The sequence below is a fragment of the Ekhidna sp. genome, from assembly GCF_963691765.1.
In the GTDB taxonomy this organism is placed as follows: domain Bacteria; phylum Bacteroidota; class Bacteroidia; order Cytophagales; family Cyclobacteriaceae; genus Ekhidna.
Genome location: NZ_OY829375.1, coordinates 2,543,564 through 2,556,790, shown reverse-complemented (window position 1 = coordinate 2,556,790; position 13,227 = coordinate 2,543,564). Strand labels below are relative to the sequence as shown.

The following is a 13,227-nucleotide window of genomic DNA, read 5'->3' as shown; positions in this document are numbered from 1 at the left end:
CCAAAACCTTTATAGACAAAATTGGATCTATCAATTTCAAAAATATTCCTAAAAAAATATCATCTTTAAACTAAAGAAGTATGGAAATGACAAATAGACTTTTTAGATCAAATGATCGAATGCTTGGTGGCGTATGCGCAGGAATTGCAGAATATCTTGGTTGGGATCCAACACTGGTAAGAATCGCCTACATTGTACTTTCAGTAGTGAGTGCAGCCTTTCCTGGACTGCTGGTATACCTTATTCTCTGGATTGTCATACCGCCGAAATACTAGGACCTGTTATAAAAATTCATCCAACGATCTGGTAGTTCTCCCTTGAGAGCCATATCATAGTCGCTATAGTTGCAGGCTACCATACTATTTCGATTGAATAAACCATCCGCATCAGGGTTGGGAACTTCCATCCACCAGCGTTCTGACAATTTACTTTTATAAAATCTAATGGTTTCAGGCTCTCCTCCAAGGTGAACTTCATACATGAGGTAATCATTAGATTTGAAGTTCTTATCTCCCTTCCTATGATAGTAGCCTTCTATAAAGTACCAAATCATTGTAGCCATTACAAAAGCTGTTTTACGATCCTCTGAGTCTTTATTGGCATCATAATTATACAAGCCTACTGAGCTCATCTTTTCGTTTTGTCCAGCATACCATGATAGCTGACATGCTTCCTCACCGGTTAAGCCGTAAACTTTTGAATTTTGTGCTCCCGGAGCATAAAAAGCTTGTAATGCACTTAGATCAAATGACATCATATCCGCATCTCTAACAATTGGCTCGATATCTTTAATGTTTTCTTTAACCACGCCTAAACGAACGGCCTCAAAGGAAAGTTTCTCTAAAAGCTCAATGGATTTTTGATTGGTCAAATAGCTTTGATAAGCCAAATGATAGTATCCAAAAAGATAGTTTGGATTGTGCTTAAATACTTTACCAATATGCTCTTTAGCCGGATTTTGATCTTCTTCTAAATCTATTTCATTATCAATATTCAATACTGAGACCAATTTATCAGAACCCTCGTAGGCATAATATTGACCTAAGTCTAAATCATGACTCCCACCAAAGAGTATAGGTAAAATGTTCTTTTCCATTAGGTAACTGCAAACCTCTTTCAGGCGCAAGTATGTGTCTTCCAATTTGGGTCCATTACGAAAGTTGCCCAAATCGATTATTCCATAATCTCCATAGCCTTTTTTTAACTTATACATCTGCTTTCGAACCTCATCAGCAGATTTATTATTTGAATTCACATCTCCACCTCTAAACTCGCACATTCCAATCAATGCGATATCCATGCCTTCATGATCCGGCATCTTATGCTTATTGATATAAATAGAAGATTGGAAAGAAGCGGGTGATTGATCTACATCTACTTCTGTTGGGTCAAAAAAGAGTTTTAAGTCCATGAAGCTAAGATAAGCAGCCGTATGAAAAACTCTACCCTACTTTATGATTTCCCAATTGAGCATGTAGTCTGCATGTTCAGATACTTCCATATTGTTAGTGAGTATCTCACCATAGTGACCAGGATCTTGATTCAAGTCCAGGTGGAACGTTCCCAGGTGATCATTCTTACTAGTGTAATCAAAGTCCCATAACTCGAGTGCAAGCCAATCTCCCTGAAAATTTCCCTCTACATCAACATTAAGCGCCTCATCTACTCCGATCTTAGAAAACTTAGATTTTTGGGGCCACACCTTTTTGTCTTCAATTTTTAAATAGATCTCGTCTTTATCTGATTCATCAGGGACATTGCAGATTACTGCATGAATTTTAATTTGCGGCATTGGTTTGGTGGTAATATCTAAACATCAAGTTAATGCATAAATTTTTTTAACGCATAAAAAAACCCTACATAAATGCAGGGTTTTAAAAATTTGCTGGTTTCTTATTTGATGGTAAATCCAAACGTATTTTTTGTACCATTCGGTGATTCAATTATCACTGTGTAGGTACCTTCAGAAAGTTTCACAAGCTTAGACACCTCAACTTGGTCAGAGTCAAGAACTTGATCAACTTCATCATTAATAACAACGCGGGCCGTTTTAGCACTCAAATTTTTTAATACGGCTTCGGTACCCTTTGGATAAACTGGCTGACCGCTTTCAAATTCGGTCGCTGGTTTTGAAAACTCAATACTTGGCGTAATTGTGGTGGTAGAAGAGGAATCACTTGTGTGTATTCCACAAAAAGTTAAAGCAAGAATTAAAACAAATTGTACCATTTCTATTATGTGTTTAAGTGTGATACAAAGTTGAAAATTCGATGCTATTTAGGTAAGGCGTGATTTACTGAAATTAAGCTAGTAAAATCGCTTACTCTCATTCAAACAAAAAAAGCCTTGCGATATGCAAGGCTTTTTTAATTTCATTTTAAGAGATCGTTATCCACCGAAATCATCGAATCGGATATTCTCATCTGGTATACCAAAGTCCTCTCCCATTTTTTGAACAGCTTGATTCATCAAAGGAGGGCCGCAGAAGTAAAGTTCAATCTCTTCGGGATTATCGTGCTTGCTCAAGTAATGATCAATCACCGCTTGGTGAACAAAGCCAGTAAATCCGTCACCTTCATCTTCCATGCTATTTTTTGCATTCCAGTTATCTTCTTCAAGAGGCTCCGAAAGAACCACATGGAAAGTAAAATTCGGGAAGTGCTTTTCTAAATCCAGGAAGTGGTCCAAATAAAATAACTCACGCTTAGATCGACCACCATACCAATAGCTTACTTTTCTACCAGTTTTTAGTGTTTTGAATAAGTGGTAAAGGTGTGATCTCATTGGAGCCATTCCTGCACCACCACCAACATATAGCATTTCTGCTTCCGATGGGTTAATAAAGAATTCACCATAAGGACCAGAAATTGTTACTTTATCACCTTTCTTCAATCCGAAAATGTAAGATGAAGCAATACCTGGATTTACACTCATCCAGCCATTCTTAGCTCTATCCCATGGTGGAGTAGCTATACGAACGTTTAGCATAATCTCACGACCTTCAGCTGGGTAAGAAGCCATAGAGTAAGCACGCTCAATGGTCTCATCATTTTTCATTTTGAGATCCCAAAGACCAAACTTATCCCACTCCATTTGGAATTTATTAGGATCATCGTGCTCTTCTGGGTGAGCTGTAATATCCATGTCCTTGAAATCAACTTCACATTTTGGAACCTCAATCTGGATGTATCCTCCAGCCTCGTAGTCCATATCTTCAGGTATCTCAACAACAAATTCTTTAATAAACGAAGCTACGTTCCAGTTTCTAACTACTGTAGCTTCCCATTTCTTGATTCCGAATATCTCTTCAGGAATCTCAATTTTCATGTCATTTTTAACTTTCACCTGACACGCCAATCGAACGTTTTCTTTTTGCTCAGTTCTACTCAGGTGACCAACCTCGGTTGGCAGAACATCTCCTCCACCTTCTACAACTTTACACTTACACATGGCACAGGTACCTCCACCTCCACATGCAGAAGGCAAAAACACACTTTTCTGTGAAAGTGTAGACAATAGCGTTGAACCAGCAGCGGTTTCCATTGGATTATCCGCATCACCATTGACAACGATTTGCACAGGTCCTGATTGAACCAATTTTGACTGAGCGATCAACAGAACTAACACTAACAATAGGATTAGTACTGTGAAGGCAATGATTGAAGTAACAACAATTGAAGACATATGTCTAAAATCTTTTTATTTTAAAAATCGGGGCAAATATAGCTTATCTAGAGTACCATATTCACTGATAAATAGAACCTTTTTTAGTTCTTAATTTTCTAACACTTAGAACACTTAAAATGTTGTCTCAATCCAACATTTTTAACAACATGGTAAGCCTTGATTTTAGTTGTCTTCTATCAACAATAAAATCTAGGAAACCATGATCCAAAACAAACTCTGCACTTTGGAAACCTTTTGGCAAATCCTTTCCTATTGTTTCTCGGATTACTCTGGGCCCAGCAAAGCCAATTAATGCCTCAGGCTCTGAAATATTAAAATCTCCCAGCATTGCATAAGAAGCAGTAACACCACCAGTGGTAGGATCTGTTAGCAATGATATGTAAGGGATTTTAGCTTCAGATAATAGAGCAAGTTTAGCAGAGGTCTTAGCCATTTGCATTAGCGAGTACCCCGCTTCCATCATACGTGCCCCTCCTGATTTTGAAATCATCAAGAAAGGAATCTTCTTTTTTAATGAATAGTCAATAGCTCTTGCAATCTTTTCTCCTACAACAGATCCCATCGAACCTCCAATAAATGAGAAATCCATACATGCAACTACGATATCTATCCCGTTCATTTTACCAGTGGCACTTCGAACAGCATCTTTCAGATCCGTTTTCTTTTGTGTCGCACTGATTCGATCAGGGTATTTTTTGGTGTCTTGAAACTTGAGCGGATCACCTGATATCAGGTCTTCATCCAACTCCTTGAATTTATTATTATCAAATAATATTTCGAAATACTCTTTTGAACCAATCCTAACATGGTAATCATCATCTGGACATACATATGAGTTGTTTTTCAACTCTCGCATGTGAATAATAGAACCACTTGGAGTTTTATACCAGAGGCCATCTGGCACTTCCTTCTTATCCTCTGTCTTAGTAAGTATTCCTTTGTCTTGTCGCTTAAACCACGCCATTCGAATTCTTTCTCAGTGAACGAGCAAAGCTAAATGATAATTGGCAAATCAATGACTGATTTTATCGGCTTTAACTTTACTCTAAACTTTACAAATAATTAGTTTATTTCTTCATAGTCTACGTACTCACCACCGCTAAAACCACCATTCTTTCTAGAACTTCGGTTAGGAACGTTGTCGATATTAAGGTCGTTACCAGCAGCTTTCCTTGTTGTTCTAGATTGATTGTACTGATTCCCTCCTGCATATCTACGGGCATTTCTTTTGAAAAGAAATGAAGTAACCTTATTGAAAACATAACCAATAAGAACAAGTACGATGATGATTTTTAGTAGCATATCCTATTAAACCTATCGGCTCAAGAAACGGTTTCTTTCTGCATAGATTTCCATGAAATAATCATCCATCAGGTCATCAATAAAATAGATAGCCTCTCCAGTAGATTTCATCTCTGGTCCTAACTCCTTATTAACATTCGGAAACTTATGGAATGAGAATACCGGCTCTTTAATTGCGTAACCATGCTTATATGGCTTGAAATCAAAGTCTGTAACTTTTTTCTCACCAAGCATCACTTTCGTTGCATAGTTTACATATGGTTCACGGTAAGCTTTACAAATAAATGGCACAGTACGAGATGCTCTTGGGTTAGCTTCAATGATGTAAACCTTATCATCTTTTACAGCAAATTGAATATTTATTAGTCCAACCGTGCGAAGAGCAATTGCAATTTTCTTCGTGTAGTCTTCAATTTGTCTAATAACAAAATCACCAAGATTGTAAGGAGGTAATACAGCGTAGGAATCGCCTGAGTGGATACCCGCAGGCTCTATATGCTGCATGATTCCTATTATGTAAACATTCTCTCCATCACATATTGCATCGGCTTCCGCTTCAATAGCACCTTCGAGGAAATGATCCAATAGAATTTCCCCGTCTGGTTTGTCTTTCAATATATCAACGACATGTTGCTCTAGCTCTGTCTCATTAATCACAATCTTCATACTTTGTCCTCCAAGCACATAACTCGGACGAACTAGTAGCGGGAATCCAAGTTCTTTGGAAAGTTCTACTGCATCTTCAGCATTTTCGATTGTTCCATAAAGTGGATATGGAATTTCTTGTTCTTTTAAAAGATCAGAGAATCTTCCACGGGCTTCTGCAAGGTCCAAAGCTTCAAAACTTGTTCCTATGATCTTGATACCGTAGCGCTCTAATTTCTCTGCAAGCTTTAAGGCTGTCTGACCGCCAAGCTGAACAATCACACCTTCTGGCTTTTCATGAAGGATGATGTCGTAAATATGTTCCCAGAAAACCGGCTCAAAGTAAAGCTTGTCTGCTACATCAAAATCGGTAGATACTGTCTCCGGGTTGCAGTTGATCATGATCGTTTCATAACCACACTCCTTTGCAGCCAATACACCATGAACACACGAGTAATCAAACTCTATACCTTGCCCAATTCTATTCGGACCTGATCCTAAAACAATGATTTTTTTCTTGTCCGAGACATGAGATTCGTTTTCTTCCTCAAATGTAGAGTAGTAGTAAGGTGTCTGTGCTTCAAACTCAGCCGCACAGGTATCAACCAGCTTATAAACACGCTTGATGCCTAGCTCATTTCTTTTCTTATAAACTTCGCTTTCAAGGCATCTCAACAAATGCGCAATCTGACGATCAGCATACCCTTTTTTCTTGCCTTCCATTAACAGCTCCTTTGGAATATCATCAATGGAATGCTTTTCAATTTCTTTTTCAAGCGTTATCAATTCCTCGATCTGATTTAAAAACCATGGATCAATTTTAGATAGCTTGTGAATGGTCTTAAATGGAATGCCCAGCTTGAATGCATCATAAATATGGAACAAGCGATTCCAGCTTGGGTGTTCAAGGCTTTTTAAGATCGCCTCCTGATCTTTCAGCTCTCTTCCGTCTGCACCCAAACCATTTCTTTTAATTTCAAGTGATTGACATGCCTTTTGAAGTGCCTCTTGGAAGTTTCTCCCTATCCCCATTGCCTCACCTACAGACTTCATCTGTAAACCAAGTTTTCTATCAGAACCTTTAAACTTATCAAAGTTCCATCTCGGAACTTTGACTATTGTGTAATCAATAGCTGGCTCAAAGAATGCTGATGTGGTCTTAGTAATTTGATTTTTTAGTTCGTCAAGGTTGTATCCTATTGCAAGTTTTGCTGCGATCTTGGCAATAGGATATCCAGTTGCCTTTGATGCCAGCGCAGATGACCTTGAAACTCTAGGATTAATTTCAATACCTATAATATCTTCGGTTTCTGGATTAACCGAAAACTGCACATTACACCCTCCAGCAAAATGGCCAATCCCATTCATCATCAATTTGGCCATATCTCTCATTCTCTGATATACTGTATCAGAAAGTGTCATTGCAGGGGCAACAGTTATTGAATCACCTGTGTGAACACCCATTGGATCAAAATTCTCGATCGAACAAATAATGATGATGTTACCAAGATTATCTCTCAGAAGCTCTAGCTCGTATTCTTTCCAACCCAAAATGCTTTGCTCAACTAATACCTCATGAATCGGAGATGCCTGTAACCCGGCATTCAATGCAGTATCAAATTCCTCCGGAGAATTAACAAAACCTCCTCCATATCCACCTAAAGTATAAGATGGTCTGATAACTAATGGGAATCCTATTTCTTGAGCGATCTCCTTACCTTTTAGAAATGATGTAGCTGTTTGACCTTTACATACTCCTACCCCCAGCTCAATCATTTTATGGCGGAATTTCTCACGATCTTCCGTAGTTTCGATTGCATCGATATTTACACCGATCATCTCAACGTTGTACTTTTCCCAAATCCCTGCTTTGTCACAATCGATTGCTAAGTTCAAGGCCGTTTGACCTCCCATCGTAGGCAGCACCGCATCAATTTGAGGGTGTGCTTCCAAAATCTCTCGTATCGATTGCTTGGTAAGAGGTTTCAAATAAATGTTATCAGCCGTGACCGGATCAGTCATGATGGTCGCTGGGTTCGAATTGATCAGTGTTACTTCAATTCCCTCTTCTCTAAGAGATCTTGAAGCTTGTGATCCTGAATAGTCAAATTCGCAAGCTTGTCCAATAATGATAGGTCCGCTTCCGATTATTAAGATTGATTTGATGTTTGGGTTTTTAGGCATAGGATTCTAAGTGGTTCCTGTTTAGTTAATCAGGTTAAAACAAATTCCGGCAAAATTAAAGTATGAAGCATGGGCCACAAAGGAATTTCTTAATTAGTAATGTGGTTAATTGGTAGGTTAGCGAATTGACTGAATATTTGCATACTAAAAAAGAGCTTTAAACAACAACCCTGACTAGTAAAATGAAAGAATCATACATCATAGATGGCATTAGAACACCTATCGGAAATTTTGGCGGAACATTAGGTGCAGTAAGAACGGACGATCTAGGTGCTATTGCAATAAGAGAGCTGATGGCTCGTAACTCAAATCTAGATCCTGCGGCCATAGATGAGGTGATAATGGGTTGTGCCAATCAAGCAGGAGAGGACAATAGAAATGTTGCTCGAATGTCTTTATTACTTGCCGGATTACCATTTTCTGTTCCAGGAGAAACAGTCAACAGGTTGTGCGCCTCAGGAATGTCAGCAATAGTCCATGCCAATAGAGCGATTAAAACAGGTGACGGAGATTTATTTATTTCTGGTGGCGTTGAAAATATGACTAGAGGTCCATGGGTAATTTCTAAGTCGGCGAAGCCTTTTGGTACAGATGCCAAAATGTACGATTCAAGTTTCGGCTGGAGATTCATTAACCCGAAAATGGAAGAATTGTATGGAACCGATGGCATGGGTCAGACCGCTGAGAACTTAGTAGAAATTCATAAAATAAGTAGAGAGGATCAAGATGCCTTTGCTTACAGGTCTCAAATGAAAGCCACCGAAGCTCAAAAAAATGGAAGGCTAGCAAAGGAGATTGTAGCAGTTGAAATACCTCAGAGAAAAGCAGATCCGATAATCTTTGATACAGACGAATTTGTTAAACCTAATTCATCACCTGAAGTATTGGCGAAATTGAGGGCTGCTTTTAAGAAAGATGGTTCCGTTACAGCTGGAAACTCATCAGGATTAAATGATGGAGCAGCTGCTGTCTTAGTAGGCTCAGAAGATGGAATTAAAAACCACAATCTCAAACCTCTTGCAAGGATTATTTCATCTGGTGTTGTCGGCGTGGAGCCAAGAATCATGGGGATAGGACCAGTGGAAGCTTCTCAGAAAGCTTTGAAGAAAGCAGGACTCACACTGGACCAAATGGACATTATCGAAATTAATGAAGCTTTTGCGGCTCAATCTTTGGCTTGCACCCGCACGCTCGGTCTTGCAGACGATGATGAAAGAATCAATCCAAATGGTGGAGCAATTGCCATCGGACACCCACTTGGAATGACGGGAGCAAGGATTACCTATTCTGCTGCATTGCAATTACATGAATCAAATAAAAAATACGCGCTTTGCACCATGTGTATAGGAGTTGGACAAGGTTATGCTGTAATACTTGAGAGAGCTTAAACAATGATTTACGAGTTCAACAATCTAAAACCTGTCATCCATCCTTCGGCATTTGTACATCCGCTTGCTGCAGTGACAGGGGATGTAATAATTGGCAAAGATGTCTATGTAGGACCAGGTGCAGCCATTCGTGGAGATTGGGGAAGGATAGTCATCGAAGACGGGTGTAATGTTCAGGAAAATTGCACCATCCATATGTTTCCAGGTATCACAATCACTTTGAAAGAAAGTGCACATATCGGTCACGGAGCAATTGTACATGGAGCCAATATTGGTAGAAATGTATTGGTTGGGATGAATGCAGTGGTCATGGATAATTCAGAAATTGGAGATGAGTGCATAGTTGGCGCATTGGCCTTCATCAAGTCAGACTCTAAATTTGATGCAAGAAGCTTGATTGTTGGCAATCCAGCTAAAAAAATTAAAGAAGTAAGTGATGAGATGATTCATTGGAAGACCGAGGGAACCAAACTCTATCAACAACTTCCAAGAGAATGCTACGATACACTGAGAGAATGCGAGCCTTTAAGAGAAGTAGAGCCAGATAGACCTGTCGCATCGGCTGCATATAAAACATGGAATGAAACTAAATAACTGCACCTTAGCATGATATCAAATAAAATGCACATCGCTGTTTCTGGTAACATTGGAGCAGGTAAAACCACCCTCACAGAAATGCTGGCCAAGCATTATGGATGGCAAGCAGAGTTTGAGTCTGTAGAAGACAATCCCTACCTCGAAGACTTCTACAGTGATATGCATAAGTGGTCCTTTCACCTTCAAGTCTATTTTCTTAATAGCCGGTTTGAGCAAATCAATAAGTTGAAGAAAGTAGATAAAACTATTATTCAGGATCGAACGATCTATGAAGACGCTTACATATTTACCGAGAGTCTGTATAAGCAAGGGTTTTTCAAAGAACGTGACTATCAAAACTACCAAGCACTTTTCGCTTCGATGATTGAGTATGTCAAGCCTCCGGATTTACTGATATATTTAAAATCGGATATAAGTAAACTTGTTAAAAATATCGAAACGCGTGGCAGGGATTATGAAAATCTCATTCGCATAGAATACCTAAAAGGCCTCAATGAGCACTATGAAAAGTGGATTGATGGATATACTGCCGGCAAATTATTGATAGTCGAAGTAAGTGATATTGACTTTGTCAAAAATCCAGAAGACTTCTCAGATATAGTTTTTAAAATAGATACAGAACTGCATAGTTTGTTTAGCTGAATATGCACTCACAATTCATTTAACTTTACTTTGAATTAAGAATAAACACACATGGCAATACCCAAAATAAAACATTACATCGCAGGGCAATGGATGGAAGGCGCTGGTGATGGAGACATTCTTCACCATGCAATCACTGGCGAACCTGTGGCCTCACACACTATACAGGGAATAGATTTTAAAGACGCCTACGATCATGCTAGAAATGTAGGTAATGCTGCCTTGAGAAAGATGACCTTTCAAGAACGTGGTCTTATGCTGAAAGCGCTCGCATTTCATTTGTTGGAAAACAAAGAAAAGTTCTATGAAGTAAGTAAAGCCACTGGTGCCACACGAATTGATAGCTGGATTGATATTGAAGGTGGGATTGGAAACATTTTCTCCAATGCTAGCTTAAGAAGACAATTCCCAGACCTTCCCTATCATGTAGACGGTGATACAGTTGGTTTATCTAAAGAAGGAACATTTGTTGGCCATCACATTATGGTACCAAAAGACGGAGTTGCAGTACATATCAATGCCTTTAATTTCCCAATCTGGGGTATGCTTGAAAAGGCTGCAGTGAACTGGCTCGCAGGAATGCCTTGTATTGTTAAGCCTGCCGAACAGACCTGCTATTTGACTGAGTCAATGGTCAAAGAAATCATCGATTCAGGGATTCTTCCAGAAGGAGCTCTTCAATTAGTTGCTGGGTATGGTAATGGTATTCTTGATCATGTAGATTCTCAGGATGTTGTAACATTTACAGGTTCTTTCGAGACAGGAAAGAAATTAAAAACATTGCCTCAAATTGTAGAGAATTCTGTTCCATTTAATCTTGAAGCAGATTCTTTGAATTGTGCTGTACTCGGAGAAGACGCAGTACCAGGAACACCTGAATTTGACTTGTTCATCAAAGAGTTACGTAAAGAAATCACTGTAAAGTGTGGTCAAAAATGTACCGCCGTGCGTCGCATAATAGTTCCAGAGAAACTAGTAGAAGATGTTCAGATCGCACTTGGTAAAGCATTTGAGAAAACCACCATTGGTGATCCAAGTGTAGATGGCGTGAGAATGGGTGCCCTTGCCGGCAAAGAACAATTGGAAGAAGTGACAAAGAGAGTTGCTGAATTGGCAAAGACTTCTGATTTAGTATATGGTTCACTTGACAATACTGGAGAAGCATTGGGAGCAGATTGGAAAAAGGGAGCTTTCATGTCCCCGCTTTTATTTGTTAACCAAAAGCCGCTAGATACTGATGAAGTTCATAATATCGAAGCATTCGGACCTGTAAGTACTATACTCCCATATAAAACAATGGACGAAGCAGTAGAAATCTCTAAAAGAGGAAAAGGCTCCCTTTGTTCGTCTATTACTACAGCTGACGACAAATTGGCTACCGAATATGTTGTTGGAGCGGCAACGCACCATGGCAGAATCCTTGTATTGAATGAAGCCTGCGCAAAAGAATCAACAGGTCATGGCTCACCAATGCCAATGCTTACACACGGTGGACCTGGGCGCGCCGGAGGTGGTGAAGAAATGGGTGGAAAAAGAGGTGTTATGCACTATTTGCAAAGAACTGCCATCCAAGGATCGCCAACCACAATAACTGAAATCACGCAACAATATCAATATGGAGGAGAGTATAAGGATACTGAAAAACACCCATTCTCTAAGTATTTCGAAGAAATTGAAATTGGCGATACGGTAATTACAGCTAAACGAACGGTAACCGAATCCGATATTGTAACATTCGCTAACGTAAGCTGGGATCATTTCTATGCTCATACGGATGTGACTTCTCTAGAGGGAACCACTTTTGAGGGTCGAGTAGCTCACGGATATTTTGTATTATCTGCTGCTGCAGGACTATTTGTTCAAGCCAAAAAAGGCCCAGTTCTTTTAAACTATGGTCTAGAGGAATGTCGCTTTACCAAGCCTGTTTATCCAGGTATGACCATAGGCGTTCGATGCACAGTTAAGGAAAAAGTAGATCAGGAAAAGAAGGATGATATCGCAAAAGGAATTGTCAAGTTCTTGGTGGATGTATATGACGAAACAGGTGAGACCGTAGCAATCGCAACAATCTTAACAATGATCAAGAAGAAGGATCAGAGTTAATTACTCTTCTATCAATCCCTTTTTCATGGCATAAAGCACAAGGCCTGCTACATTTCTCGAATGTGTTTTTTGTAGCAGGTTGTTTCTATGTCCATCTACCGTTTTAGAGCTTATGAAAAGTTCTTCAGCAATTTCTCCCGTAGTTTTTTGTTGACAAACCAATCTTAGAACGTCTATCTCTCTTTTGGTCAGTGCCTCATCCTGACTCTTTTTGGTACTTGTCTTGTGCTTTTGATTCATCTTTTTTTGAATTGCAAAAAGCGTTTTCTGATTGATGTATGATCCTTTAGAATGTACTGCTCTGATTGCTTCGGTCACCTCATTCGGATCAGAATCTTTAATCAAATAACCATGTGCGCCACGTTCGATTAGCTCTGCTATAAAAGCATCATCATCATGAACCGACAAAATCAAAATTTTAATTTGAGGATAGTTCTCAACAATTGTATCGGTTACAGCAATTCCATCAAAATCTTCGTCTCCATTTTTAGGTAGTGAAAGATCAACCAACAGCACATCAGGAATAACCTCGCTGCTGGAAAGTTTGTCCATCACTGAAAAACCATCTTCCGATTCAAACACCACTTCAAACTCCTCATATGAAGAAAGAATTGCTTTCATCCCCTCTCTGAACAGGAATTGATCTTCTACAAGCCCTATTTTTATTGATTCAGGCATT

At 39.2% G+C, this 13,227-nt stretch carries 13 protein-coding genes; 5 read left to right on the top strand and 8 right to left on the bottom strand.

Features of this window, described 5'->3' with window-relative positions:
* The first annotated feature begins 86 nt into the window (after positions 1 to 86).
* Positions 87 to 275: a PspC domain-containing protein gene (locus ACY650_RS11635; RefSeq protein ID WP_462247668.1), complete on the top strand. Its 189-nt coding sequence runs from the start codon at positions 87 to 89 to the stop codon at positions 273 to 275.
* Here the strand turns inward: ACY650_RS11635 and ACY650_RS11630 are convergent.
* The 7 genes from ACY650_RS11630 to carB all read right to left on the bottom strand — a co-directional run bounded on the left by ACY650_RS11630 (position 272) and on the right by carB (position 7,818).
* Complete coding sequence (locus ACY650_RS11630; RefSeq protein ID WP_462247666.1) at positions 272 to 1,411, bottom strand: formimidoylglutamase; 1,140 nt, start codon at positions 1,409 to 1,411, stop codon at positions 272 to 274. The two genes, ACY650_RS11635 and ACY650_RS11630, sit on opposite strands and share 4 nt — an antisense overlap.
* Positions 1,412 to 1,447: 36 nt before the next feature.
* The gene (locus ACY650_RS11625; RefSeq protein WP_462247664.1) at positions 1,448 to 1,792 is read right to left on the bottom strand and encodes a C2 domain-containing protein; all 345 of its coding nucleotides are present in this window, start codon (positions 1,790 to 1,792) and stop codon (positions 1,448 to 1,450) included.
* Positions 1,793 to 1,893: 101 nt separating this feature from the next.
* The gene (locus tag ACY650_RS11620) at positions 1,894 to 2,229 is read right to left on the bottom strand and encodes a hypothetical protein (protein ID WP_462247663.1); all 336 of its coding nucleotides are present in this window, start codon (positions 2,227 to 2,229) and stop codon (positions 1,894 to 1,896) included.
* 159 nt (positions 2,230 to 2,388) lie between these two features.
* A complete protein-coding gene (gene nqrF, locus ACY650_RS11615) occupies positions 2,389 to 3,684 on the bottom strand; it encodes an NADH:ubiquinone reductase (Na(+)-transporting) subunit F (RefSeq protein ID WP_462247661.1) in 1,296 nt (431 codons plus the stop codon).
* 127 nt (positions 3,685 to 3,811) lie between these two features.
* A complete protein-coding gene (gene accD, locus ACY650_RS11610) occupies positions 3,812 to 4,651 on the bottom strand; it encodes an acetyl-CoA carboxylase, carboxyltransferase subunit beta (protein ID WP_462247659.1) in 840 nt (279 codons plus the stop codon).
* A gap of 98 nt (positions 4,652 to 4,749) precedes the next feature.
* On the bottom strand, positions 4,750 to 4,989 hold the full coding sequence (locus tag ACY650_RS11605; RefSeq protein WP_462247658.1) for a DUF4834 family protein: 240 nt from the start codon (positions 4,987 to 4,989) through the stop codon (positions 4,750 to 4,752).
* 12 nt (positions 4,990 to 5,001) lie between these two features.
* Positions 5,002 to 7,818: a carbamoyl-phosphate synthase large subunit gene (gene carB / locus ACY650_RS11600; RefSeq protein ID WP_462247657.1), complete on the bottom strand. Its 2,817-nt coding sequence runs from the start codon at positions 7,816 to 7,818 to the stop codon at positions 5,002 to 5,004.
* A 182-nt stretch (positions 7,819 to 8,000) separates the two neighbouring features.
* On the opposite strand from carB, the gene pcaF reads away from it, so the two are divergent.
* Genes pcaF through paaZ form a run of 4 tightly spaced genes read left to right on the top strand, consistent with a single transcriptional unit; the run spans position 8,001 to position 12,548 of the window.
* On the top strand, positions 8,001 to 9,206 hold the full coding sequence (pcaF, locus tag ACY650_RS11595; protein WP_462247656.1) for a 3-oxoadipyl-CoA thiolase: 1,206 nt from the start codon (positions 8,001 to 8,003) through the stop codon (positions 9,204 to 9,206).
* Positions 9,207 to 9,209: 3 nt separating this feature from the next.
* Entirely contained in the window at positions 9,210 to 9,800 is a 591-nt protein-coding gene (locus ACY650_RS11590; RefSeq protein ID WP_462247655.1) for an acyltransferase, read from the top strand.
* 27 nt (positions 9,801 to 9,827) lie between these two features.
* Entirely contained in the window at positions 9,828 to 10,445 is a 618-nt protein-coding gene (locus ACY650_RS11585; protein WP_462254405.1) for a deoxynucleoside kinase, read from the top strand.
* Between the two features lie 51 nt (positions 10,446 to 10,496).
* Entirely contained in the window at positions 10,497 to 12,548 is a 2,052-nt protein-coding gene (gene paaZ, locus ACY650_RS11580) for a phenylacetic acid degradation bifunctional protein PaaZ (protein WP_462247654.1), read from the top strand.
* Here the strand turns inward: paaZ and ACY650_RS11575 are convergent, their stop codons facing one another.
* Complete coding sequence (locus ACY650_RS11575; RefSeq protein WP_462247652.1) at positions 12,549 to 13,226, bottom strand: response regulator transcription factor; 678 nt, start codon at positions 13,224 to 13,226, stop codon at positions 12,549 to 12,551.
* Between the last annotated feature and the right edge of the window lies 1 nt (position 13,227).

Coding starts and splice junctions, on each gene's coding strand:
- ACY650_RS11635 (WP_462247668.1), top strand. CDS start 87: ATGACAAATAGACTTTTTAGATCAAATGATCGAATGCTTGGTGGCGTA.
- ACY650_RS11630 (WP_462247666.1), bottom strand. CDS start 1,411: ATGGACTTAAAACTCTTTTTTGACCCAACAGAAGTAGATGTAGATCAA.
- ACY650_RS11625 (WP_462247664.1), bottom strand. CDS start 1,792: ATGCCGCAAATTAAAATTCATGCAGTAATCTGCAATGTCCCTGATGAA.
- ACY650_RS11620 (WP_462247663.1), bottom strand. CDS start 2,229: ATGGTACAATTTGTTTTAATTCTTGCTTTAACTTTTTGTGGAATACAC.
- nqrF (WP_462247661.1), bottom strand. CDS start 3,684: ATGTCTTCAATTGTTGTTACTTCAATCATTGCCTTCACAGTACTAATC.
- accD (WP_462247659.1), bottom strand. CDS start 4,651: ATGGCGTGGTTTAAGCGACAAGACAAAGGAATACTTACTAAGACAGAG.
- ACY650_RS11605 (WP_462247658.1), bottom strand. CDS start 4,989: ATGCTACTAAAAATCATCATCGTACTTGTTCTTATTGGTTATGTTTTC.
- carB (WP_462247657.1), bottom strand. CDS start 7,818: ATGCCTAAAAACCCAAACATCAAATCAATCTTAATAATCGGAAGCGGA.
- pcaF (WP_462247656.1), top strand. CDS start 8,001: ATGAAAGAATCATACATCATAGATGGCATTAGAACACCTATCGGAAAT.
- ACY650_RS11590 (WP_462247655.1), top strand. CDS start 9,210: ATGATTTACGAGTTCAACAATCTAAAACCTGTCATCCATCCTTCGGCA.
- ACY650_RS11585 (WP_462254405.1), top strand. CDS start 9,828: ATGCACATCGCTGTTTCTGGTAACATTGGAGCAGGTAAAACCACCCTC.
- paaZ (WP_462247654.1), top strand. CDS start 10,497: ATGGCAATACCCAAAATAAAACATTACATCGCAGGGCAATGGATGGAA.
- ACY650_RS11575 (WP_462247652.1), bottom strand. CDS start 13,226: ATGCCTGAATCAATAAAAATAGGGCTTGTAGAAGATCAATTCCTGTTC.